General features: G+C 73.8%; 20 protein-coding genes. 11 read left to right on the top strand and 9 right to left on the bottom strand.

Translation table 11 applies throughout. The features are described 5' to 3' along the window. Positions 1–3 precede the first annotated feature (3 nt). From HQQ79_RS09045 to HQQ79_RS09025, 5 genes are all read left to right on the top strand, one after another. The gene (locus HQQ79_RS09045; RefSeq protein ID WP_173033826.1) at positions 4–1005 is read left to right on the top strand and encodes a glycosyltransferase; all 1002 of its coding nucleotides are present in this window, start codon (positions 4–6) and stop codon (positions 1003–1005) included. After that, a complete protein-coding gene (locus HQQ79_RS09040) occupies positions 1002–2330 on the top strand; it encodes a glycosyltransferase (protein WP_071244668.1) in 1329 nt (442 codons plus the stop codon). The genes HQQ79_RS09045 and HQQ79_RS09040 overlap by 4 nt, the downstream gene beginning before the upstream one ends. Next, entirely contained in the window at positions 2327–2950 is a 624-nt protein-coding gene (locus HQQ79_RS09035) for an SIS domain-containing protein (RefSeq protein WP_035808290.1), read from the top strand. Before HQQ79_RS09040 ends, HQQ79_RS09035 begins: the two co-directional genes overlap by 4 nt. Beyond that, positions 2947–4380 (top strand): PfkB family carbohydrate kinase, encoded by a 1434-nt coding sequence (locus HQQ79_RS09030; protein WP_216852349.1) that lies wholly within the window; start codon positions 2947–2949, stop codon positions 4378–4380. The genes HQQ79_RS09035 and HQQ79_RS09030 overlap by 4 nt, the downstream gene beginning before the upstream one ends. 62 nt (positions 4381–4442) lie before the next feature. After that, positions 4443–5147: an SDR family oxidoreductase gene (locus HQQ79_RS09025; protein WP_027465581.1), complete on the top strand. Its 705-nt coding sequence runs from the start codon at positions 4443–4445 to the stop codon at positions 5145–5147. A gap of 710 nt (positions 5148–5857) precedes the next feature. Here HQQ79_RS09025 and HQQ79_RS09020 read toward each other — a convergent pair. Next, positions 5858–6946: a glycosyltransferase family 9 protein gene (locus HQQ79_RS09020; protein ID WP_173033824.1), complete on the bottom strand. Its 1089-nt coding sequence runs from the start codon at positions 6944–6946 to the stop codon at positions 5858–5860. Between the two features lie 134 nt (positions 6947–7080). On the opposite strand from HQQ79_RS09020, the gene HQQ79_RS09015 reads away from it, so the two are divergent. From HQQ79_RS09015 to HQQ79_RS08990, 6 genes are all read left to right on the top strand, one after another. Continuing rightward, a complete protein-coding gene (locus tag HQQ79_RS09015; RefSeq protein ID WP_173033822.1) occupies positions 7081–8607 on the top strand; it encodes an aldehyde dehydrogenase in 1527 nt (508 codons plus the stop codon). Further along, positions 8604–10097, top strand: coding sequence for a D-glycero-beta-D-manno-heptose 1-phosphate adenylyltransferase (rfaE2, locus tag HQQ79_RS09010; protein ID WP_173033820.1), 1494 nt, complete (start codon positions 8604–8606; stop codon positions 10095–10097). The genes HQQ79_RS09015 and rfaE2 overlap by 4 nt, the downstream gene beginning before the upstream one ends. Further along, complete coding sequence (locus HQQ79_RS09005) at positions 10094–10978, top strand: glycosyltransferase family 2 protein (protein ID WP_071244664.1); 885 nt, start codon at positions 10094–10096, stop codon at positions 10976–10978. The genes rfaE2 and HQQ79_RS09005 overlap by 4 nt, the downstream gene beginning before the upstream one ends. A gap of 93 nt (positions 10979–11071) precedes the next feature. Continuing rightward, positions 11072–11779: a VTT domain-containing protein gene (locus tag HQQ79_RS09000; RefSeq protein ID WP_173033818.1), complete on the top strand. Its 708-nt coding sequence runs from the start codon at positions 11072–11074 to the stop codon at positions 11777–11779. After that, positions 11776–13023: a histidine kinase gene (locus tag HQQ79_RS18920; protein ID WP_173033816.1), complete on the top strand. Its 1248-nt coding sequence runs from the start codon at positions 11776–11778 to the stop codon at positions 13021–13023. Before HQQ79_RS09000 ends, HQQ79_RS18920 begins: the two co-directional genes overlap by 4 nt. Continuing rightward, positions 13020–13682 (top strand): response regulator transcription factor, encoded by a 663-nt coding sequence (locus HQQ79_RS08990; protein WP_173033814.1) that lies wholly within the window; start codon positions 13020–13022, stop codon positions 13680–13682. Before HQQ79_RS18920 ends, HQQ79_RS08990 begins: the two co-directional genes overlap by 4 nt. 86 nt (positions 13683–13768) lie before the next feature. On the opposite strand, the gene HQQ79_RS08985 is transcribed toward HQQ79_RS08990, so the two are convergent. The 8 genes from HQQ79_RS08985 to HQQ79_RS08950 all read right to left on the bottom strand — a co-directional run bounded on the left by HQQ79_RS08985 (position 13769) and on the right by HQQ79_RS08950 (position 22876). Next, positions 13769–14272 (bottom strand): Dps family protein, encoded by a 504-nt coding sequence (locus HQQ79_RS08985; protein WP_071244661.1) that lies wholly within the window; start codon positions 14270–14272, stop codon positions 13769–13771. A gap of 123 nt (positions 14273–14395) precedes the next feature. Next, positions 14396–14818 (bottom strand): SIP domain-containing protein, encoded by a 423-nt coding sequence (locus HQQ79_RS08980; RefSeq protein WP_173033812.1) that lies wholly within the window; start codon positions 14816–14818, stop codon positions 14396–14398. A gap of 29 nt (positions 14819–14847) precedes the next feature. Further along, positions 14848–15492, bottom strand: a complete 645-nt coding sequence (locus tag HQQ79_RS08975; protein ID WP_173033810.1) for a TetR/AcrR family transcriptional regulator — start codon at positions 15490–15492, stop codon at positions 14848–14850. After that, positions 15489–17585 (bottom strand): CocE/NonD family hydrolase, encoded by a 2097-nt coding sequence (locus tag HQQ79_RS08970; protein ID WP_173033808.1) that lies wholly within the window; start codon positions 17583–17585, stop codon positions 15489–15491. Before HQQ79_RS08970 ends, HQQ79_RS08975 begins: the two co-directional genes overlap by 4 nt. Next, entirely contained in the window at positions 17582–19369 is a 1788-nt protein-coding gene (locus HQQ79_RS08965; RefSeq protein WP_173033806.1) for an ABC transporter ATP-binding protein, read from the bottom strand. Before HQQ79_RS08965 ends, HQQ79_RS08970 begins: the two co-directional genes overlap by 4 nt. Further along, a complete protein-coding gene (locus tag HQQ79_RS08960; protein ID WP_173033804.1) occupies positions 19366–20253 on the bottom strand; it encodes an ABC transporter permease in 888 nt (295 codons plus the stop codon). Before HQQ79_RS08960 ends, HQQ79_RS08965 begins: the two co-directional genes overlap by 4 nt. Further along, positions 20250–21278 (bottom strand): ABC transporter permease, encoded by a 1029-nt coding sequence (locus HQQ79_RS08955; protein WP_173033802.1) that lies wholly within the window; start codon positions 21276–21278, stop codon positions 20250–20252. Before HQQ79_RS08955 ends, HQQ79_RS08960 begins: the two co-directional genes overlap by 4 nt. Next, positions 21275–22876 carry an ABC transporter substrate-binding protein gene (locus HQQ79_RS08950; protein WP_027465569.1) on the bottom strand — a complete coding sequence of 534 codons (1602 nt, stop codon included), beginning with the start codon at positions 22874–22876 and terminating at the stop codon, positions 21275–21277. Before HQQ79_RS08950 ends, HQQ79_RS08955 begins: the two co-directional genes overlap by 4 nt. Positions 22877–22915 lie beyond the last annotated feature (39 nt).

Below are 22915 nucleotides of genomic sequence, written 5' to 3'. Positions count from 1 at the left end.
TGCATGCGGATCCTCGTGTGGCACGTGCACGGCGGCTGGATGGACGCCTTCGTCCGCGGCCCCCACGAGTACCTCATCCCGACCACGCCGCCGCGCGACGCCTGGGGACTCGGGCGCGGTGGGCGCGACTGGCCGGACTCCGCGATCGAGATCGACCCGGCCGACGTCGCCGAGGCCGAGGTCGACGTGGTCGTCCTGCAGCGCACCGAGGAGCTCGACGAAGCCCGTCGTCTGCTCGGTGGTCGCGACGTACCGATCGTCTTCGTGGAGCACAACGCGCCCCGGGTCGACGTGCCGAACAGCCTGCACCCGATGCGCGACCGCGACGACCTGACGATCGCGCACGTGACGCACTGGAACGCCCTGATGTGGGACTGCGGCACCACCCGGACCACCGTCGTCGAGCACGGCGTCGTCGACCCCGGCCCGCTGTACACCGGTGCGCTCGAGCGCCTCGGCGTCGTCATCAACGAACCCGTCCGGCGCAACCGTGTCGTCGGCACCGACCTGCTCCCCCGCTTCGCCGAGGTCGCCCCGGTCGACGTCTGGGGCATCGGCACCGAGCGGCTGCCGGAGCTCGGCTTCGGCGACCGCGTGGTCGCGCAGGGCGACGTGCAGGCCGACCCCATGCACGCGGCGCTGGCCGAACGGCGGGCCTACGTGCACCCGAACCGCTGGACCTCGCTCGGCCTGTCGCTCATCGAGTCGATGCACATGGCCATGCCGGTCCTGGTGCTCGCGACGACCGACGCGGCCCGCACGGTCCCGGGTGAGGCCGGAGCGATCGCGACCGACGTCGAGGAGCTGGTGCGGGCCTCCAGGCTGCTGCTGGAGGACCCGGACGAGGCGCGTCGACGGGGATTCGTGGCGCGGGAGGCCGTGCTCGCACGGCACGCGCTCGGTCGGTACCTGGCCGACTGGGACGACCTGCTCGACGACGCCGTCGCGCGCGGCGCGCGACGGAACCGTGCGGCGGGAGCCGCGCTCGAAGGGAGCCTCGGATGAAGATCGCCATGGTGTCCGAGCACGCGAGTCCGCTCGCCGTGCTCGGCGGGGTCGACGCCGGTGGGCAGAACGTCCACGTCGCCGAACTGTCCGGTGCACTGGCCGACCGCGGCCACCACGTGACCGTCTACACGCGGCGCGACGACGCGTCGCAGCCCGTCCGTGTGCCCCTGCGCCCCGGTGTGGACGTCGTGCACGTCGACGCCGGTCCCGCGCGTGCCGTGCCGAAGGACGAGCTGTTCCCGTTCATGGGGACGTTCGCGTCGGTGCTCGCCGCCGAGTGGTTCCTCGACCGTCCCGACGTGGTGCACGCGCACTTCTGGATGTCCGGCCACGCCGCCCTCGACGCGGTGACGCAGGTGCAGGCCCGGACCGGTGGGGTGCGGATCCCGGTGGTCCAGACCTTCCACGCCCTGGGTGTCGTGAAGCGTCGGCACCAGGGAGCCGCGGACACCAGCCCGGCCGAGCGCGAGTGGGTCGAACCCGCCGTCGGCCGGAGCGTCGACCAGGTCGTCGCGACGTGCTCGGACGAGGCGTTCGAGCTCAAGGCCCTCGGCGTCCCGCTGCACCGCATCTCCGTCGTGCCGTGCGGGGTCGACGTCTCGCTCTTCCGTCCGGACGGCCCGGTCGAAGAGCGCGACCGTCCGCTCCGGGTGCTCACCGCCTCACGACTCGTGCAGCGGAAGGGCGTCGGGACGACGATCGCCGCTCTCGCAGCGCTGGTCGAACAGGGCCGTGACGTCGAGCTCGTCGTCGTGGGCGGTGCCGGTGTCGCCGGTGCCGACCTGGTGGACGACCCCGAGTACCAGCGCCTCGACACCCTCGCCCGGTCGCTCGGCGTCCGCGACCACGTGACCTTCCGCGGGCAGCTCGGGCAGCACGACATGCCCGCCGTCTACCGCAGCGCCGACGTCGTCGTCTGCGCCCCCTGGTACGAGCCGTTCGGCATCGTGCCACTCGAGGCGATGGCCTGCGGCCGCCCGGTGGTCGCGTCGAGCGTCGGCGGGCTCATCGACACCGTCGTCGAGGACGCCACCGGCCTGCACGTGCCGCCGCGCGACGAGACCGCGGTCGCCGAGGCCGTCGGCGCACTGCTCGACGACCCAGAGCGCCGCGAGGCGTACGGCCGTGCCGGTCGACAGCGCGCCGAGTCCCGCTACACCTGGCAGAAGGTCGCCGCCGACAGCGAACGCGTCTACGAGCGCCTGCTCGCCGGCGCGACCTCGTCCGCCAGCACCACCGGGCCCGCCGCCGGCCGCTCGCGCACCACCCACGCCGGCCGGGTCACCCGCGCCGCGCAGTCGACGGAGAGGACCGCACGATGACCATCGACCAGCAGACCGGGCTCGAGGACCGCGCCGTCACCGACAGCGCCCGCGTCGTCGTCGACCACGTCGCGGCGTCGGTCCCCGTGATCGCCTCCCTCGTCGACCACCGGGACCACATCGCCGAGTGGGCGGACGACATCGCCGGGCGGCTCGTCGCCGGACGTCGGCTGCTCGCCGCGGGCAACGGCGGCTCGGCCGCCGAGGCGCAGCACCTGACGTCCGAGCTCACCGGCCGCTTCGAGGGCGACCGACCGGCGTACTCGGCCATCTCGTTGCACGCCGAGACCTCGGCCGTGACCGCCATCGGGAACGACTACGGCTACGACCAGGTGTTCGCGCGGCAGGTGTCGGCGCACGCCCGTGCCGGTGACGTCCTCGTGCTGCTGTCGACGAGCGGCAAGAGCCCGAACCTGCTGCGGGCCGCCGAGGCCGCACGTGCCGTGGGTGCCCGCTCCCTCGCGCTGACCGGGTCCGGACCGAACCCGCTCGCCGACCTGGTCGACGACGCGATCTGCATCGAGGGGCCGTCCGCCAACGTGCAGGAGGCGCAGCTCGTCCTGGTGCACGCGCTCTGCAAGGCGATGGAGCCGACGCTGCGTCGCGGGGGCCGTCGATGAGCGGCCCCGCTGCCGTCGCACCGCGTTCCGGCGCCGCCGGTGGCCGTGCCGCCGGACCGCGCTTCCGCATCGCCGTCGTCGGGGACACCCTGCTCGACGTCGACGTGTCCGGCACGAGCGAGCGGCTGAGCCCGGACGCCCCCGTCCCCGTGGTGGACGTCGCCACCGACGACCGCCGTGCCGGTGGCGCCGGACTCGTCGCGACGATGCTCGCCCGCGACGGCCACGACGTCACCCTGGTCACCGTCCTGAGCGACGACGGCCGTGCCCAGGAGATCCGTGACCTGCTGCCCGACGTCACGATCGTCGCCGGGCCGTCCGGAGTCCCCACCCCCGTGAAGACCCGCGTGCGCGTCGTCGACCACGCCCTCGTCCGGATCGACGAGGGCTGTGCGACCCCGCCCGTGCCCGAGGCCACCGATGCGATGACCGCCGCTCTCGACGGCGTCGACGCGATCGTCGTCGCCGACTACGGCCGCGGGGTCGCCGCTGCCCCGGCACTCCGTGACGCCCTCACCCGTGCGGCCGAGCGCCTGCCGGTGGTCTGGGACCCGCACCCCAAGGGCGCCGCCCCCGTCCCCGGCACCACCGTCGCCACCCCGAACGCTGCCGAGGCGCGACGCTTCACCGACGTCGAGGGACACGGTGTGCCCTTCGCGACCGTCGCCGCCGCCCGGCTCGTCGAGCAGTGGCAGGCCGGCGCCGTCGCGGTGACGATGGGTGACCGCGGTGCGCTGCTCGCCGACGCCCAGGGCGACAGCCGCTTCGTGCCCGCTCCGTCCGTCAGCGCCGGGGACCCCTGCGGCGCCGGCGACCGGCTCGCCGCGGGCGTCGCCGTCGCACTGGCGTCCGGCGCGGACGTCCCCGAGGCCGTCTCCGCCGGCGTGGTCGCCGCGTCCGAGTACCTGGCCGCAGGCGGCGTCACCGCGCTCTTCGCCGACGACGGCCCCGCACCGCTCGCCGTGCCCGGGGCCGACCGGGACGCCATGCGCCTGGTGCACGACGTCCGGAGCGCCGGCGGCACCGTCGTCGCGACCGGAGGCTGCTTCGACCTGCTGCACGCCGGGCACGCCCGCACCCTGTCGGCCGCCCGTGCACTCGGCGACTGCCTGGTCGTGTGCCTCAACTCGGACTCGTCGGTCCGCGCACTGAAGGGCCCGGACCGGCCGATCATGACCCAGGACGACCGGGTCGAGCTGCTCCTGGCACTCGACTGCGTCGACGCCGTCGTGGTGTTCGACGAGTCCACCCCCGACGAGGCCCTGCGCCGCTTCCGCCCGGACGTCTGGGCGAAGGGCGGCGACTACACCGCGAGCGAACTGCCCGAGACGGCGACCCTCGCCGAATGGGGTGGCCGCGTCGTCACCGTGCCGTTCCACCCGGGCCGCTCGACCACCCGGCTCGCCGCCGCGATCGAACGCGTCGGCTGAGCGTCCGCTCGCCGTTCCACACCAGCTCGACCACTTCCCGCACCACTACGCAAAGGACATCCATGCCCGTCCCCACCACCCCCATCGGCCGCGTCCTCGTCACCGGCGGCGCCTCCGGACTCGGAGCCGCCGTCGTGGCCGCCGTCACCGAGGCCGGCGGCACCCCGATCGTCCTCGACCTGCGGATCGACGCCGTCCCCGAGGGCGTCGACGCCGTCGCCGTGGACGTCTCCGACACCGACGCCGTCGAGCAGGCGGTCCGTGACGCTGCCGAGCGGCACGGTGGCCTCGACGCCGTCGTCACCGCCGCGGGCATCGACACCCCTGCCCCGATCGACGCGATCTCGTCCGGCAAGTGGGAGCAGATCGTCGGCGTCAACCTGATCGGCACCGCCTCGACCGTGCGCGCCGCCCTGCCCGCCCTCGAGGCCACGCACGGCCGCGTCGTCACCATCTCCTCGTCGCTCGCCCTGCGCGGCGTCGGCGACGGCACCGCGTACTCGGCGTCGAAGTTCGGTGTCCGCGGGTTCTCGCAGGCGCTGGCCGCCGAGACCGCCGGCCGCATCGGCGTGACGAACATCATCCCCGCCGGGATGCGCACGAACTTCTTCGCCGACCGGACCGAGCAGTACAAGCCGGGACCGGACGCGCAGCTCATCGAGCCGGAGTACGTCGCGAACTCGATCATCTTCGCGCTGTCGCAGCCGGCCGGCTGCGAGATCCGCGAGCTGTCGATCATGCCGGCGACGGAGCCGAGCTGGCCGTAGCCGCACGCCGCTGACGGACGGGAGGCGCGGTGCCGGCTGGCACCGCGCCTCCCGGTCGTCCGACGGTCGCGTCCGCCGCTTGGTGCGCGCTTCCGCACTCCGTGCGAGGGCCGGGGCGTCCCACGGAATGTGGAACCTCGCACCGGGCGGTCGTGACGCGCCACGCCGCCTCCGGGCCGTCAGTCGCGTGCGTCCGCCGCTTGGTGCGAGCTTCCGCACTCCGTGCGAGGCCCGGGGCGTCCCACGGAGTGTGGGACCTCGCACCGGGCGCTCGTGGCGCCGTGCGGCGCTGCCTGGAGGCGCGTGCCGGGCTGGCACCGCGCCTCCAGACCGTCCGACGGTCGCGTCCGCCGCTTGGTGCGCGCTTCCGCACTCCGTGCGAGGGCCGGAGCGTCCCACGGAGTGGGGAACCTCGCACCGGGGGGCCTGGAGGCGCGTGCCGGGCTCGCACCGCGCCTCCGGGCCGTCCGACGGTCCGTCCGCCGCTCGGTGCGAGCTTCCGCACCCCGTGCGAGGGCCGGAGCGTCCCACGGGGTGTGGAACCTCGCACCGGGGGGCCTGGAGGCGCGTGCCGGGCTGGCACCGCGCCTCCCGGCCGTCCGACGGTCGCGTCCACCGCTCGGTGCGAGCTTCCGCACCCCGTGCGAGGGCCGGAGCGTCGCACGGAGTGTGGAACCTCGCACCAGGCGCTCGTGGCGCCGCGCGCAGCGTCAGACCGTGCGGAGCAGGTCCTCGACGTCGGCGAGGACGGCCTCCGGCTCGACCTGGTCGACGTAGGACGGGTCGTGCTCACACCGCTCGGCGGTCCAGCCGACCTGGGTCACGTCCGCGCCGCACACCGGGCACTGCGTCACGAAGGACAGGTGCACCCGGTGCCGACCGCGGTCGAACGGCCCGGCGTTGATCACGTTACCGAACCAGAACACGCCGACGGTCGGGGTGCCCACGGCGACGGCGAGGTGCCGTGGGCCGGAGTCGTCGCCGACCATGACGTCGGCGGCGGCGAGGACGTCGGGCAGTTCACGCAGCGGCAGTGACCCGGTGAGGTCGTGCACGCGCTCCCGCAGCTCGGGCGGCAGCGACGCGACGATGGCGGACGACGCCGGCACGTCTGAGTCGTCACCGACGAGCAGCACGTCGTCCCCGGCGGCGAGCCGTGCACGGGCGACTTCGGCGAAGCGCGAGGGGCTCCAGCGGCGACGCGGGTCGGTGGCGCCGGGGTGGATCGCGACGAGTCGTCCCCGGACCCCGAGGCGCTGCCGGACCCCGGCCCGCGCGGCCTCGGGGACGTGCAGTCGGGGGTCGAGGGTGACCGGTTCGGCGCCGGCGAGCGAGGCCACCTCGAGCGCCCGGACGACCTCGTGCTGGTAGTAGACGTAGCGGACCCAGCGTTCCAGGACCTCGGCGTCCTCGGTGGCGGTGCCCACGGTGTGACGGGCGCCGAGCCGGAGCAGGAACGGGTTCGAGTTGCGGCCACCGCCGTGCACCTGCACCGCGAGGTCGAAGCGCCCGTGCAACCGGTCGAAGAACTCCTGCTCGGTCGGTGCGCCCTCGCCGGAGTCCCGGACGCCGGGGACGACGGGGAGCTCCTCGAAGGCGTGGACGGCGTCGGTGCGACCCTCGAGCACCGGCCGCGCCGACGGTGCCCCGAGCAGCGTGATCCGGGCTCCTGGGTACGCGGCGGCCAGGGACTCGACCGCCGGGAGGGCGAACATCAGGTCGCCCAGTCCCCCACCGCGGAGCACCGCGATCTCGCCGACACCGTCGAACCGTTCTCCGCCCACACCGATCTGTTGCACAGCTCCACGTCTACCGGTCGGACCCGTCCGGACGCCCAGCAGCGGCCCCGGATGGACGAGAAGCGCGATGCCGTGACCGCACACAGCGGAGCACGAGCACCGTGTGAGGCCCCGCCCGCCTCCGGAAGGACCCCATGACGATCGCACCCCCCGCCGCCGACGACCTCGTGGTGACCGACCCCGTGAACGGATCGATCGCGTCCACCGTGCGCCGCTCGACCGAGGACGACGTCCGCAGCGCCGTCGCCCGTGCCCGTGCCGCTGCCGGCGCCTGGGCCCGCACCGCGCCGGCCGAGCGCGGTGCCCTGCTGCACGCGGCGGCCGAGCACCTCCGTGCCCACGCGCAGGAGCTGGCGGACCTGAACACCCGCGAGACCGGCAAGGTGCCCGGCGACGCCCTCGGTGGGGTCGAGGCCGGCATCGGCACGCTCGTGCAGTACGCCGAGCTCGGGCCGGTGCACCGGGGTGAGGCCCTGCGCGGGCAGTTCGGTGCCGCCGACTGGTCGGTGCCGCACCCGCGCGGCGTGGTGCTCGCCCTGACGCCGTGGAACGACCCGGTCGCCGTTGCCTGCGGGATCCTCGGAGCAGCGATCGTCACGGGCAACACGGTGGTGCACAAGGGCAGCGAACGGTGCCCCGCGACCTTCGCCCGGCTCAACGCGCTGCTCGCCGAGGTCCTGCCGGACGGTGTGCTCATCGGCGTCGACGGCGACGCGACCACCGGCGAGCAGCTCCTGGCGCAGGAGGGCATCGACGTCTACGCGCACGTCGGGTCGACCGCGACCGGTGACCGCCTGAGCGAGGTGGCCGCGACCACCCGCGCCCACGTCATCCGCGAGAACGGCGGCAACGACCCCGTCGTCGTCGACGCCGACGTCGACCCGGAGTGGGCCGCCGCACAGGTCGCCCTCGGCGCCTTCGCGAACACCGGCCAGATCTGCACCAGCGTCGAGCGGGTGTACGTGCACCAGGACGTCGCCGAGCCCTTCGTCGCCGCGCTGGTCGCCGAGGCGGAGCGCCGCACGGCCGCACCCGCAGCCGAGTTCGGGCCGCTCGTGGACGACCGGCTGCGCGGGCTCGTGCAGCACCACGTCGACGACGCGATCGCCCGCGGCGCCGTCGTCCGGACCGGCGGCGTCACGCCCGGCGGGCTCGGGTCGTTCTACCCGGCGACCGTCCTGACCGACTGCGCGGACGACATGCTCGTGCTGACCGAGGAGACCTTCGGCCCGATCGCCCCGGTGCGCGTCGTGTCGGACTTCGCGGAGGGTCTCCGGCTGGCCGCGGCCGACCGCTACGGCCTCGCAGCCACCGTGCTGACGAACGACACCGCACACGCGCTCCGTGCAGCGGCCGAGCTGCCCGTCGGCACCGTCAAGGTGAACGCCGTGTTCGGTGGCGCTCCGGGCGGCAGCGCCCAGCCCCGCGGTGCCTCGGGCGCCGGGTTCGGGTACGGCCCGCACCTGCTCGACGAGATGACGACCACGACCGTGGTGCACCTCGAGGCCGCGCCGCCGCGCCGTACCGTCCAGCCGTCGACGGAAGCAGCCGGCAGCACCGCAGCCACCGGCAGCACCGGCGCCGCAGCGGGCGCCACCGGCCCCGCAGCCGCTGCCGGCGCCACCGCCGGCAGCGCCGACACCGTGGGAGGCACCCGATGACCGCCGACGTCCGGCTGGTCCGTGACCTCGTCGCCACGATCGACGACCGCGAGCCCCTCGTCGTCGTCATCGGCGACTGCATCCTCGACCGCTGGACGGTCGGCGAGGCGGAGCGCGTCTCCCGCGAGGCCCCGGCCCCCGTCGTCCGCGTGACCGAGACCATCGCGGTGCCGGGCGGCGCGGCGAACACGGCCGTGAACGCCCGTGCCCTGGGCGCCCGGGTCCGCATGGTGGGGCTCATCGGTGACGACGAGGCCGGTGACGTCCTGCGCCAGCGGCTCGAGGCAGCCGGCGTCGACACGTCGTTCCTGGTCGAGATCCCCGGCGCCCGCACCACGACGAAGTCGCGCGTGGTCGGCGGTGACCGCGTCGTGGTCCGGGTCGACGAGCTGGCCGCGACCCCGACCGCCGAGCACGGCGAACGCCTCGCCCGCTCGGTGGCCCGCGCCATCCGGTGCGCCGACGCCGCCGTCGTGTGCGACTACGGCCTGGGCGTCCGCGCCGAGGACGTCGTGCCGATGCTCGACCGTGACCGCCCCGGCGCCGTCGTGGTCGACGCGCACGACCTGACCCGCTGGGCCGCGCTGCACCCCGACCTCGTCACGCCGAACGCCGGTGAGACCGCCGCACTGCTCGGCACGGAGCTCGGCACCGGTGCCGACCGCGTCGGCACCGTCGTCGCAGCCCGTGCCGACGTGCTCGCCCGCAGCGGCGCCCGTGCTGCGGTGGTCACGCTCGACCGCGACGGCACCGTGCTGCTCGAGTCCGGCTCCGACCAGGGGTTCCGCACGCGTGCGACGCCCGCCTCGGAGCAGCAGGCCTCCGGCGCCGGTGACACCTTCTGCGCCGCCGCGACCGTCGCCCTCGCCGTGCAGGCACCCCTGCGAGACGCCGTCGCGGTCGCCCAGGCCGCTGCCGACGTCGTCGTCCGCGAGGCCGGCACGTCCGTCTGCACCGCCGCCGCCCTGCTCGACTCGGTGACCGCGCCGGCGGCGACCGTCGTCGACCACGACGAGCTCGCCACCGCGGTCGAGGCCGCACGGCAGGCCGGCCGACGCGTGGTCTTCACGAACGGCTGCTTCGACGTCGTGCACCGCGGGCACACCACGTACCTGCGCCAGGCCCGTGACCTGGGCGACCTGCTCGTCGTCGCCCTGAACGACGACGACTCGGTGCGCCGGCTGAAGGGCCCGGAGCGGCCGATCAATCCGGCTGAGGACCGCGCCGGCGTGCTCGCCGCGCTGGCCTGTGTCGACCTGGTCACGGTGTTCGCGACGGACACCCCCATCCCGCTCATCGAGCGGCTGCGCCCCGAGGTCTACGTCAAGGGCGGGGACTACTCCCCCGAGATGCTGACCGAGACCGAGGTCGTGCGCGGCTACGGCGGCGAGGTCGTCATGGTCGACTACGTGCCCGAGCACTCCACCAGCGCCGTCGTGCGCCGGATCCGCGAAGCCGCTGCGCGGCCCGAACCGGACCCGGCACCGTGACCGCCCGCTGGTCCGGGTCCTGGGCGAAGGCCCCCGATCCAGCGGACACGAGCACGGTCGACGTCGACGTGCTCATCCCGACCGTCGGCAGGCCGGCCGAGCTCGCCACGACGCTCGCCGGCCTCGCCGCCCAGACCGACGTCGACCTGCGCGTCGTGCTCAGCGACCAGTCCGCGGACGGAGACGCCGCCAGCGCGCCGGCGGTCGCCGCGATGCTCCGCGTCCTGGAGGCGCAGGGCCGGCCCGTCACGCTCCTCACCCACCCGGAACGGCGTGGCCTGGCAGAGCACCGGCAGTTCCTGCTCGACCACGCCGAGGCCGCCGCGGTGCTGTTCCTCGACGACGACGTCTGGCTCGAACCGGGGTCGATCGCGCGGATGCTCGACGCGCTCCGCACCCTGGGCTGCGGGTTCGTCGGCAGCGCCGTGCAGGGCCTGTCGTACCTGCAGGACCGACGCCCCCACGAGACCTCGGTGTTCGAGCGGTGGGACGGCCCGGTCGTGCCCGAGGTGGTGCGCCGCGGGACCCCCGGCTTCGACCGCTGGTCGCTGCACAACGCGGCGAACCCGACGCACGTCGCCGCCGACCTCGACCTGCACCCCGGCGAGTGGGTGCCCTACCGCGTCGCGTGGGTCGGCGCCTGCGCGCTGTACGACCGTCGTGCGCTCGAGGAGGTCGGGGGCTTCCGGTTCTGGGACACCCTGCCGCCCGAGCACGCTGGCGAGGACGTCGTCGCGCAGTGGCGGGTGATGGAACGGTTCGGCGGTGCGGGCATCATGCCCTCGGGTGCCGTGCACCTGGAGGCCCCGACCACCGTCGTCGACCGCCGGGTGGACGCGCCCGACGTGGTCTTCGCGGACGGGAACGTCATACCGCGGTAGGGGGTGGTCGAGACCACCGCGGGATGGCCAGCGCGCGCCGGTTCCGTAGCGTCGTCCTCGTCGACGAGTTCCGTCGGCGGGAGGGAGCACCCCGTGTTCGACCAGATCACCCCGCTCGTCGTCGAGCTGGCCGCGAGTCCGCTCGTCTACGTCGTCCTCTTCGCCCTGTGCCTGGTGGACGGCTTCTTCCCGCCGGTGCCGAGCGAGTCCGCCCTGGTCGCGATCGCCGCCGTCGCCGCGACGTCCGGGCAGCCCGTGCTCGCCGTGGTGCTCGCCGCCGCCGCCCTCGGAGCGGTCGCCGGCGACTCGATCGCGTACTGGATCGGGCGCCGGATCGGGTTCGCCCGGCTGGCCCGGTCGAAGCGACCACGGATCGCAGCGGCCTTCGCGTTCGCCGAGCGGCAGATGCAGCGCCGCTCCGCCAGCCTCATCCTGACCGGGCGCTTCATCCCGGTCGGCCGGGTCGCGGTCAACATGACCGCCGGCGCGACCGGCCTGCCCTACCGCCGGTTTCTCGCGATCAGCGCGATCGCGGGTGTGGCGTGGTCGGCGGTGTCGATCGGCATCGCCCTGGCCGCGTCGAGCGTGCTGCACGAACCGATCGTCGCGGCCCTGGTGTCGATGGTGGTCGCCGCCGGGCTCGGGATCGCGGTCGACCGGGTGCTCGGTACCATCAGCCGCAGGCGCGAAGCCCGCGAGGCCCGCGAGGCCCGCGCCGCTGCCGCTGCCGCTGCCACACCCGCCCCCGCCACCGCCCCCGAGCCCTGCCTCGTCCGAACCGGAGAGACCGCCCGCCCGTGACCGTCGTCCCGAAGCCCCGACCCACCTGGGTCCGGCCTGCCGTGCAGATCGGCTTCGTCGTCGTCGTGGTGTCCCTGTTCGCCGTCGCCGCACCCGTGACCGCGGTGTTCTACGGCGTCCCCGTGCCGCTCGCGCTGCTCGCGACCGCCGTGCTGTCGGCGAGCATCGGGCTCGCACCGCTCGTCCCCCGCACGGCGTCGGTCGCGCACCTCGTCGCCCTCGCCGGCCTCGGCATCCTGACGGCACCCGGCACCGTCGGGCCCTGGCCGGTCTCGGTCACGAGCATCATCGGCCTGAGCGTGCTGCTCGTCGTGCTGGGCGTCCGCACCACCTGGCGGCTCACCGCGGTGGTCTGGGTCGCGGCGACGCTGCTCACCCTGCTGCTCATCGGCGTGACGCCCGACCGGTGGGGGCAGGTCGACGTCTGGGCGACGAGCTTCGTGGTGAGCGCCGGTGACACCCTCGTCGTGGCGGCTGCTGCGGTGGTCATCGGGCAGCGCCGGACCGTGCGCGACGAGCTCGCCGCCGCCCGCCGCGACACCGAGCTCGAGCAAGCCCGACGCCGGACGGTCGAGGAGCGCTCCCGGATCGCCCGTGAGCTCCACGACGTCGTCGCCCACAGCATGTCCGTCGTGCACATGCAGGCCGAGTCCGCCCCGTACCGCGTCGCGGACCTGCCGCCGGAGGCCCGAACCGAGTTCGCCGCGATCGCCGAGACCTCGCGCACGGCCCTGCGGGAGATGCGGCAGCTGCTCGGCACCCTGCGTGGCGACGCCGACGCCGAGCGCGCACCGCAGCCGCGGCTCGCCGACCTGCACGCGCTCGTGCAGGCCACCCGCGCGGCCGGCATCCCCGTCGAGCTCCGACTCGACGAGGGGCTCGACCCCGACCTCGACGACGTCGACCGGCTCGCACAGCTCACCGTGTACCGGGTCGTGCAGGAGGCTCTCGGCAACGTGGCCCGGCACGCGCCCGGTGCGACCACCGTCGTGACGGTCGGGAGGCACGGGCCGGCCCTCACGGTCGAGGTCGCCAACACCGCGCCACCGGTCGGCAGCGTGCCCGGTGCGCCGCCGGACGACGGCGGCTTCGGCCTGGCGGGGATGCGCGAGCGCGTCGCCGCGCTCCGCGGCACGATCAACCACGGACCGGACCCGGACGGCGGCTTCCGCGTCGCCGTGCGCCTGCCCACCCGGCCCGCCGCGACCACGTCGCAGCCGACGGCCGACGGGGCGAGCCGATGACGCGGGTGATGGTGGTCGACGACCAGCAGATGTTCCGTGTCGGACTGCGGGCGATCCTCCAGGCCCAGGACGACGTCGAGGTCGTCGGCGAGGCCGCGAACGGGGCCGACGCGGTCGTGATGGCGATCCGGCTCCGGCCGGACGTGATCCTGATGGACGTCCGGATGCCGGAGCTCGACGGGATCGAGGCGACCCGGCGGATCACCGCGGCGCCCGCGGAGTCGCCCGTCCGCGTGGTGATGCTCACGACGTTCGACATCGACGACTACGTGTTCGACGCGCTCCGTGCCGGGGCCAGCGGGTTCCTGCTCAAGGACGCGAGCGCCGAGGAGCTCGTGCAGGCCGTGCGGACCGTCGCAGCCGGCGACTCCCTGCTCGCACCGAGGGTGACCCGGCACCTCGTCGAAGCCTTCGTCGCCGGTCCGCAGCCGACGGCCCCGCGGACCGAGGTGCTCGACGTGCTGACCGACCGGGAGCGCGACGTGTTCCTGCTGATGGCGCGGGGGCGGTCGAACGGGGAGATCGCGGCGGAGCTGTTCATCGCGGAGCAGACCGTGAAGACCCACGTCGGCCGGGTCCTGGCGAAGCTGCAGCTGCGGGACCGGGTGCACGCCGTCGTCCTGGCCTACGAGAGCGGGCTGGTCACGCCGTCCGCGTGAGGTGCGGGCCCGAGACGTGACCGCAGACGGACAGGAGGCCCGGTGCCAGCTGGCACCGGGCCTCCTGTCAGAGGTGTGGTCGCGACTCAGGCGGCGAGGTGCGCCTGCAGGAACCAGCGGTCCTTGGTCAGCGCGCGCTCGATCTCGATCGCGACGTCCTGGCTGTTGAGGTCGACCTCGTCGAGGCCGTCGACCGCACGGCGGACCTGCAGCAGCGCGGCGTCGATCTGGGCGATCACCTCGGTGATGGTGACGTCCGAGTTCTGGAAGCCCTGCGACAGCGGCGGCAGCGTGGTGTTCGCGGCGACGGTCGCGATGCGCGAGTCGACCGGCAGGCCGAGGGCGACGATGCGCTCCGCAGCCTTGTCCGCGTAGTCCTGCGCGTGCTCGACGATCTCGTCGAGGAGCTCGTGCACGCCGACGAAGTTGCGGCCACGGACGTGCCAGTGGGCCTGCTTGCCGTTGACGACGAGCGCCTCGAGGTCGATGACGACGGGGGCGAGGAACTGCGCGACCCCGGCTGCGAGCTCCGGCGTGGTCGAGAACGGGGACGTGGTGCTGGGGGTGGTGGTGCTGCTCTGCGTGGTCATGTCGTTTCCTCCTCCGTCGTGGCTGCACCCGCGTGCCTGGCCCTGTCCGGACCGGCGCGGTGCTGCCGATGGTCACAACCATGCCCGCCTCTCTTGCATGCCGCAAGGAAGAGCAGGCTGCCCTTACCCGCCGTGCTCGACCTGGACCTGCTGGCCGGCGTCGGTGAGTTCGAGCTGCACCATGGACCGTGCCCGCTCGATCCACGGGCTGTCCGCGCACCCGATCCAGACCGAGGTGCGGGGCTCGCAGCCCGTCACGCACCACTCGGCGGCCCAGCCGGTCAGGGCGTGTGCGAGGGCTTCGCCGTGGTCCGCGAAGACCAGCGGGGCGACGGCCGAGCTGCGGGCGCTCCGGACCAGCCAGGTCACGGTGACGCGCGGCGGAGCCGGCAGGATGCGGATCTGCTCGTCGAGGGCGACCTCGACGAAGACCTGCCCGTACGCGTTCTCGGGGAGTTCCTCGAGCTGGCGGTGGATCTCGACGAGGTCCTCGGCACCGCCCGCGATGAGGATGCGTTCGCTGGGCTGTCGCCGGGTCCGTGCCATGTGGCAACGGTAAGGGAAGCCTTACCTCATCACAAGGGGGAACGACCGGTTCCGGCGATGTCCACAGCGGGCACACCGAGTTCGTGCGACAGGAACCGCCACATCCACGACAGGGCGACGGTGTTCGTGAGCCCCGGGACGCCCTGGGCGATCTGCGTCGCGACGCCGTCGCTGTACGCGGCGAGTTGCAGCGCGACGGTGTCGGCATCGACGTCGACGAACACCCCGGCCTCCACCCCGCGCCGGATGATCCGCACCAGGCACGCCTCCCAGACGCGGATGCGTTCGGCGTACTCGGCCGCGACCTCGGGCCGTCGCACCACCGCGGTCCAGTAGTCGGACCAGATCCGCCAGTGCTGCCGGACCTGCTCGGTGTCGCCGAACAGCGGTGCGACGAGCATCCGCAGCCCCACCAGCACGTCGGGTTGGGCGTCGACGGCTGCGACGATGGCGCCGTAGAAGCGCTCCGTCTCGAGCACCACGACCTCGTTGAGGATCTCCGCGACACTGCCGAAGTGGTACGTCACGGTGCCGACGGAGACGCCGGCCTCGGCCGCGATGTCGCGCAGCCCCGTGGCACCGACGCCGTTCCGGACGATCACCGCGCGGGCGGCCTCGACGATCATCGCGCGTCGGACCTCCGGCCGCTGCCGGACCCGTGCCGCCGCGGTCACGCCGACGTCCGTGGGACGTCGTCGACGAAGATCCGCTCGGTGACGAGCACCTCGGCTTCGTCCGGTCCGCCGTCGCGGGCCCAGGCGCGCACGGTGTTGACGACGTGGAAGGTGTCGGCGTCGGCGGTGACCTCGGACGTCGTCTCGAGGCGCGCGGCCCACTCCGGCTTCGCCAGCCCGATGGCCCAACGGGAACTCGCCCGTGCGCTGGTCGGGTCGTCGGAGCGGATCCGGTACGTCTCGCGGGCGTCCTCGGTGAACACGAGGCCGTCCGGGTAGACCCGCCCGCCGCCGTACCCGGGGTCGACGTCGAGCGTCCACTCCCCCGTCTCGACGTCGTGCGTCACCGTGCGCTGCGGCAGCGGGTCGGCCGGCGCGACGCGCTCGATCACGAGGGGCTCGGACCGTTCGGGCTCGGCGAAGACCACCCCGTCGTCGGTCGACCGGGTCCAGGTGGGCAGGGTGACGCTCGAGGCGGTCGGGTCGATCGTCACCGTGGCCTCGACGCCGTGCGGCCACACCCACGGCCAGTAGGACGACGAGACCGCGATGCGCAGCCGGTGTCCGGCGGCGAACCGGTGTCCGGTCGAGACCAGGCGGACGGGCAGTTCGGCGGGCGTCCCGGGCACGAGCACGTCGTCGCGGTCCATGCCGTCGCGCTTCGCGGCGTTCAGCACCCCGCGCGTGACGAGCGTCGACGAGCCGTCCGGTGCGACGTCGCAGAGCCGGACGGTCAGGGTGGCCCGGGGCGCATCGCTCGTGACGGACAGCCGCACGAGCACGTTGCCGAGCAGGTCGAACGCCTTGCCGACGGGCAGGTCGAAGGTGACCGACCGGCCGTCCTCGGCGCGCTGGTCCGGCGGCAGGTCGGTGGCGTTGCCGAACGGGAAGAACCGACCGGCGTCCACCCCGGTGTGCTGCGGCGACCGCACGACGACCGGTCCGAGGTCACCGCCCCGCAGGGCGGCGAGCGGCAGGACGCGCTCGTGGGTCGCGGCGGAGGGCCATGCCTCGGCACCGATCCAGCGCCCGCGGCGACCGGCGTAGTACGGCGCGGGGGCTTCACCCTCGTTGATCCAGGCCCGCAGTGCGGGGTCGTCCTCGACGCCGGTGTCCACCCCGAGCAGCCAGCGGTCCCACCACCGCAGGGTCTCCTGCAGGAACCCGATCGACGGACCCGGCGCGAGTCCACGGTCCGGGTACTGGTGCGACCACGGGCCGACGATGCCCTTCACGGGGGCGCTGACGTGGTCGACGAGCCGGAGCACGGCGTCCCGGTACGGGTCCGCCCAGCCACCGACCGCGAGCACCGCGGCGCGGATGCCGTCGTAGTCCTCGGCCGCGCTGCCGTGCCGCCAGTAGTCGTCACGCTCCTGGTGCGCCAGCCACACGGGCGTCATCGGGCGGTTCGCCTCGAGGCGTTCCCGCCAGCGGTCGATCCACCCGGCGCCGACGACCTCGGGCCGGGGCGGCCGGGAGTTGAAGGCGAACATGGTCGCGCCCCAGGCCGCCATGTCGATGCCGAGCACGGCGCCGCCGACGTAGTGCACGTCGTTGTCGTACCGGTCGTCCGTCGAGCAGACCGTCACGATGGCCTTGAGCGCGGCGGGTGCCCGGGCCGCGAGCTGCAGCGCGTTGAAGCCGCCCCACGAGATGCCGAACATGCCGACGGCACCGGTCGACCACGGCTGCTCGGCGAGCCAGGCGATCACGGCCTCACCGTCGAGCAGCTCCTGCTCGCTGTACTCGTCGTCGAAGAACCCGTCGGACGAACCGGTGCCGCGGATGTCGACCCGCACCGAGGCGTACCCGTGCTGGGCGTACCAGGGGTGCCGCTCGGAGTCGCGTGGTGCGGTCCAGTCGTCGAGCCGGTACGGCAGGTACTCGAGCAGCACCGGCGTCGGACCGCCGGGGTCACCCGGCTGCGTCGGCGACTGCGACGGCGCCCAGATCCGGGCGTGCAGCCGCACACCGTCGGGCATCGGGATCCACTCGTCGCGGACCGTCACGCCCGCGGGCAGCGAGCCGGGGTCGCCGATGGCGGTGAACGTGGCGGCGGCGGTGCCGTGGTGGGTGCCGTCGTCGGTCGTCATGCGTCCTCCCAGTTGCGGGTGCGGTGTCCGTCGCCGTGGTCGGTCCAGCCGTCGGCGTGCCGCCAGCGCGGCACGCCGTCACCGACGTCGGGCAGGGTCGTGCTGCCGGGTTCGAGCGTCGCCGCGAGCAGCGTCGACGTGTACGGGTGGTTCGGGCCGGTGAACACCCGCTCGGTCGGTCCGATCTCGACGATCCGACCACCGGTCATCACCGCGACCCGGTCGGCCACGCCCCGCACCACGGCGAGGTCGTGGCTGATGAACAGGCAGGCGAGGCCCCGCTCGCGCTGCAGGTCGGCCAGCAGCGCGAGGATCCCCGCCTGCACCTGCACGTCGAGCGCGGTGGTGATCTCGTCGGCGATCACGAGCGACGGCTCCGCCGCGAGTGCGCGCGCGATCCCGACGCGCTGGCGCTGCCCACCGGACAGCTGCGCGGGCAGGCGGTCGGCGAACTCCGGCCCGAGCCCGACCTGGCTGAGCAGGGCACCCACACGCTCGCGCGAGGACGAGCCGCTGAACAGCCGGAGCGGCCTCGCGACGGCGGCACCCACGGTGCGCCGCGGGTTGAGCGACGTGTCCGCGTTCTGGAACACGAGCTGCACCGCGCGCCGCAGGTCGGGTGCGCGACCGGCGATCGGCTCGCGCAGGTCGCCGCGGGTCGTGCCGTCGTCGTACGTGAACGTCCCCGACTCGGCCGGCACCAGTCCGGCCAGCGCCGTGGCGAGCGTCGACTTGCCGCTGCCGGACTCGCCGACGACGGCGAGCGTCTCGTGCGCGGCAATCGTGAACGAGACGCCGTCGACGGCGGCCGGCAGTCCGCGGCCGTACCGGATCACCAGGTCGTCAGCGGTCACCACGGGGCGGGCGGTGCGCTCGGGAGGCGCGGTGCGGGTGGCCGTGGAGCCGACCGTCCCCGGGACGGTCGCGTCGTCGGACACGTGCCCCACGCCTCCAGGCCGTCGCCCGTCCGGCACCGCGGCCAGCAGGGCGCGCGTGTACTCGTGCTGCGGAGCGGCGAAGAGCGCCGCCGTGGCGGCGTGCTCGACGACCTCGCCGTCGCGCATCACGGCGATCTCGTCCGCCATGGCGGACACCACCCCGAGGTCGTGGCTGACGAGCAGGACGGCCATGCCGAGCTGCCGACCGAGGTCGGCGACCAGGTCGAGGACCGCGGCCTGGGTGACGACGTCGAGGGCGGTGGTCGGCTCGTCGAGGACGAGCACGCGCGGCCGGGCGGCGACGGCCATCGCGATGGCGATGCGCTGCTGCTGGCCGCCGGACAACTGGTGCGGGTACCGACGGACGATCGCGTCGGGGTCCGGCAGCCGGACCAGCCGCACCAGCTCGGCGACGCGTTCGGGGCCGTCGGGCTCGCCGTGGGCGCGGAGGGCCTCGCGGATCTGCTCGCCGACGCGCATCGACGGGGTGAGTGCCTGCCCGGCGTTCTGGGCGACGACCGAGGCGGTGCCGCCGCGGAGCGCCCGGCGGCCGGCCGGCGACAGGGCGAACACGTCGGCCCCGTCGACGCGGACCGTCCCACCGTCGATCGCCGACCCGGCGCGCAGGTGTGCGAGGAGTGTCCGCGCGACAGTGGACTTGCCGCTGCCGGACTCGCCGACCAGGCCCAGGGTGCGACCGGCCTCGATCGCGAACGAGACGCCCCGGACGACGGGGACGCGTCGCTTGCCGGCGGCGTACGAGATGGACAGGTCGTCGACGCGGACGATCGCGGCGGGCACGGTCGTCGTCGCGGCGGACGTCGTGCCGGTGTCGATGCGGGTCATGCGCTGACTCCCTGCTTCGCACGGTCGACACCGAGCGACTTGCTCAGGCCGTCGGCCGCGAGGTTCAGTCCGATCACCAGCGTGGCGAGTGCCACGATCGGGGCGAGTGTGCCGAGCGGCACCACGGTGAGCGCGGTGCGGTTCTCCTGCACCATCAGGCCCCAGTCCGGGGTCGGCGGGTTCGCGCCGAAGCCCAGGAAGGACAGCGACGCGACGAGCAGCACGATCCACGAGGCCCGCATCGCGTACTCGACGAGCACGACGTCGAGCACGTTCGGCAGGATCTCGCGGAACACGATCGACAGCGGTCGCTCGCCACGGGCGCGGGCCGCGGTGACGTAGTCCTGCGTGATCACGGTGCGGGCGGCGCCGCGGACGACACGGGTCACCGCGGGGGCGTAGACGACCGTGACGGCGAGGACGATGACCCAGAGGCCGGCGTCGAAGACCGTCACGACGACCAGGAGCGCGAGGATCGACGGCACGCTGAGCAGGGCGTCGACGACGCGCATGACGACCTCGTCGAACCAGTTGTCGGCGTAGGCCGTGACGCAGCCGAGCACGGTGCCGACCGCGACGGCGATCGTGGTGGCGAGGAAGGTCACGGACAGCGCGTACCGGCCGCCGTTCAGCGTGCGGGAGAGGACGTCCCGGCCGTACTGGTCGGTGCCGAGCCAGTGCGTCCACGTCGGACCGGCGAGCACGTCGCCGGCGTTCGTGGCGACCGGGTCGTGCCCGGCGATGACCGGCGCGAGCAGGGCGAGGACGATGTGCAAAGCGATGAGGCCGAGGCCGATGCTCAGCGCCGTCGACCCGCGCAGGGGTGCGAGCGCGCCGGCGAGCACGTCGCGTCCGACACAGCGGCGGGGTGCGGTGGCGGTCATGCGGCGGCCTTCCTGGTGCTGCGGGCGCTGCGGGTGCGCGTGCGCGGTCGTCGCTGGCGGGTCCGCAGCTTCGGGTCGAGTGCGAGCGCGACGAGGTCGGCGGCCAGGTTGCACACGACGTAGATCAGGGCGCTCAGCAGGGCGATCGCCTCGATGGTGGGCAGGTCGCGGTTGAACACCGACTCGAGCATGAGCTTGCCCATCCCCGGGTAGTTGAAGACGTTCTCGACCACCACGACACCGCCGAGCAGCCACGCGACGTTGAGCGCGACGACGTTCAGCGTCGGGAGCAGGGCGCTCGGGACCGCGTGCTTCCAGACCACGCGGCGCATCGTCAGGCCCTTGAGCTCGGCCGTCGTGACGAACTCCGACGCCATCACGTCGATGGTCGACGAGCGGGCCGTCCGCACGATGTAGGCGGCCATCGCGAGGGTCAGCACGATGATCGGCAGCCAGATGGTGGGCAGCAGTTCGGCGACGGTGGCGTCGCTCCCCCGCAGCACGACGGCGGGGAAGACCGGCAGGCCGATCGCGAACAGCAGCACCAGGACGGTGGCGACCATGAACTCCGGCACGCTCATCACGACCAGGCTGACGATCGAGATCACCTTGTCGCTCGGACGGCCGCGGCGGACACCGGCGACGACCCCGAGCGTCAGGGACACCGTGACGCCGACGAGCATCGCGGGCACGGCGATGAGCATGCTGTTCCGGAAGGCCGTGAACAGCGTCGGGGCGACCGGTTCGCCGCTGACGAGCGAGGTGCCGAAGTCGCCGTGCACCGCGCCGCCGAGCCACTGCAGGTAGCGGAGCCAGACGTTCTGGTCGAGGCCGAGGGTCTCGCGCAGTTGCTTGACGGCGTCGGGGGTGGCGTTCTGCCCGAGCAGCTGCTGGGCGACGTCGCCGGGGAGTGCCTGCACCGCGAGGAACACGAAGAGCGAGGCGAGCACCACGGTGAGCACGGCGATGCCGACGCGGCGGAGGACGGGGACGACGACGTCCGACGGCGTGTTCGTGGTCGTCATCGGCGTAGTCCGATCCGCAGGTAGTCGAACTCGAAGCCGTACTCCGAGTAGTTCACGACGTCGCGGGACAACCCCACGAGCCGGTCGCCGAACATCGGCGTCATGTCGGCACCGTCCTCGACGACGAGCCGCTGGGCGTCCTGGTACAGGGTGAGCCGCTTGGCGTCGTCCATCTCGGCGCGGGCGTCGTCGAGCAGCCCGTCGAAGGTCTCGTTCGACCAGGCGCTCTCGTTGTACGACGACCCCGAGCGGAAGATCTGGTTGAGCAGCTGGTCGATCGGCCGCCCCGTGAACCAGTAGCTCACCATGAGCGGCTTCTGCATCCAGATCTGCGTGTAGTACGAGTCCGAGCTGGCGTTGCGGACGGTCAGACGGATGCCCGCATCGGCGACGGCGTCCCGGTAGGCGACGGCCATCGGGGTGAACACCGACTCGTAGCTCGACGTGTAGATCGCGGCGCGGAAGTCCGCACGCCCGGCCTGTTTGAGCAGCGCCCGGGCCTTGTCCGGGTCGTACTCGCGGTGGTCGTCGACGAACGCGGCGAGCTGCGGCGGCACGGGGTTGTCCCAGCCTGCCGAACCGGTGCCCTGCAGCGCCGTGTCGACGATCTTCCGGGGGTCGTAGGCGAGCTTCATCGCCTGGCGCACCCGCGGGTCGCTGAACTCGTCGCTCGTGGCGAGCATCGGGATCGTGTACCACTGGGCGTTCTTCGACCGGGCGACGGTGGCCCGGTCGGACGCCGACACCACCCGGGCGGTCGCGAAGTCCAGGTTCGTCTGCGAGATGAGGTCGATCTGCCCGGCGAGCAGGGCGTTCACCCGCGCGGTGGTGTCCTGGATCGAGTAGAAGTCGATCCCGTCGAGCGCCGGGCGGCCGGCGAAGTGGTCCGGGAACGCCTCGACGCTGCCGGCACCGGCGGGGGTGAACGACGAGAGCCGGAACGGCCCCGTCCCGATCCCGGTGCGGCCGATGTCGGCGATGGCGTCGGCCGGCACGATGTAGCACTGGTAGGCGGTGAGCAGCGACGGGAACTCGGCGTTCGGCTTCGTCAGCGAGAAACGCAGCGTGTACGGGTCGACGGCGCGCATCGAGTCGGCGTCCATGACCTCGCCGAGCACCCCGGCCTGCGGGCTGCCGGTCTTCTCGTCGAGGATGTGCCGGATGCTCGCGATGGCGTCGTCGGCGGTGAACCGGGACCCGTCGTGGAAGACCACGCCCCGGCGGAGCGCGAAGGTCCACTCGGTGCCGTCGGCGTTCGCGGACCACTCCTCGGCCAGGTCCGGCACCGGGGTGCCCTGCTGGTCGAGCTTGACGAGCCGGTTGTACAGCGCGCCGAGGTACTCGTAGGCCGACAGCGAGCTCGCGGAGTCGAGGGTTTCGGCGGCGGATGCGGCGGGCCGTGCGATGCGCAGGCGTCCGCCCCGACGGGCGACGCCGGTTGCCGCGGCCTCGGGGATCGTGGGCGTGCCGGCGGACGCGCCGGAGCTGCATCCGGCGAGGGTGAGCAGGCCGAGGCCGGCCAGACCGGCGGCGCCGGTGATGAGCGCCCGACGGCTCGGACCGTGGGCGCCTCGGGGTTCGGGGACGATGGGCTGCATTCGGGGTGACCCCTCCTGTAATCGTTCCGGTGAACGATA

Origin of the sequence: Curtobacterium sp. VKM Ac-2852 (assembly GCF_013205045.1) — a bacterium.
GTDB classification, from domain to species: Bacteria; Actinomycetota; Actinomycetes; order Actinomycetales; family Microbacteriaceae; genus Curtobacterium; species Curtobacterium flaccumfaciens.
The sequence above is the reverse complement of the archived record's forward strand: the minus strand, read 5'-3'. Positions and strand labels throughout refer to the sequence as shown.

What these genes read in the sequence shown, in the direction of transcription:
- HQQ79_RS09045 (WP_173033826.1), top strand. Translation starts at nt 4, where the DNA reads ATGCGGATCCTCGTGTGGCACGTGCACGGCGGCTGGATGGACGCCTTC.
- HQQ79_RS09040 (WP_071244668.1), top strand. Translation starts at nt 1,002, where the DNA reads ATGAAGATCGCCATGGTGTCCGAGCACGCGAGTCCGCTCGCCGTGCTC.
- HQQ79_RS09035 (WP_035808290.1), top strand. Translation starts at nt 2,327, where the DNA reads ATGACCATCGACCAGCAGACCGGGCTCGAGGACCGCGCCGTCACCGAC.
- HQQ79_RS09030 (WP_216852349.1), top strand. Translation starts at nt 2,947, where the DNA reads ATGAGCGGCCCCGCTGCCGTCGCACCGCGTTCCGGCGCCGCCGGTGGC.
- HQQ79_RS09025 (WP_027465581.1), top strand. Translation starts at nt 4,443, where the DNA reads ATGCCCGTCCCCACCACCCCCATCGGCCGCGTCCTCGTCACCGGCGGC.
- HQQ79_RS09015 (WP_173033822.1), top strand. Translation starts at nt 7,081, where the DNA reads ATGACGATCGCACCCCCCGCCGCCGACGACCTCGTGGTGACCGACCCC.
- rfaE2 (WP_173033820.1), top strand. Translation starts at nt 8,604, where the DNA reads ATGACCGCCGACGTCCGGCTGGTCCGTGACCTCGTCGCCACGATCGAC.
- HQQ79_RS08990 (WP_173033814.1), top strand. Translation starts at nt 13,020, where the DNA reads ATGACGCGGGTGATGGTGGTCGACGACCAGCAGATGTTCCGTGTCGGA.
- HQQ79_RS08985 (WP_071244661.1), bottom strand. Translation starts at nt 14,272, where the DNA reads ATGACCACGCAGAGCAGCACCACCACCCCCAGCACCACGTCCCCGTTC.
- HQQ79_RS08980 (WP_173033812.1), bottom strand. Translation starts at nt 14,818, where the DNA reads ATGGCACGGACCCGGCGACAGCCCAGCGAACGCATCCTCATCGCGGGC.
- HQQ79_RS08970 (WP_173033808.1), bottom strand. Translation starts at nt 17,585, where the DNA reads ATGACGACCGACGACGGCACCCACCACGGCACCGCCGCCGCCACGTTC.
- HQQ79_RS08965 (WP_173033806.1), bottom strand. Translation starts at nt 19,369, where the DNA reads ATGACCCGCATCGACACCGGCACGACGTCCGCCGCGACGACGACCGTG.
- HQQ79_RS08960 (WP_173033804.1), bottom strand. Translation starts at nt 20,253, where the DNA reads ATGACCGCCACCGCACCCCGCCGCTGTGTCGGACGCGACGTGCTCGCC.
- HQQ79_RS08955 (WP_173033802.1), bottom strand. Translation starts at nt 21,278, where the DNA reads ATGACGACCACGAACACGCCGTCGGACGTCGTCGTCCCCGTCCTCCGC.
- HQQ79_RS08950 (WP_027465569.1), bottom strand. Translation starts at nt 22,876, where the DNA reads ATGCAGCCCATCGTCCCCGAACCCCGAGGCGCCCACGGTCCGAGCCGT.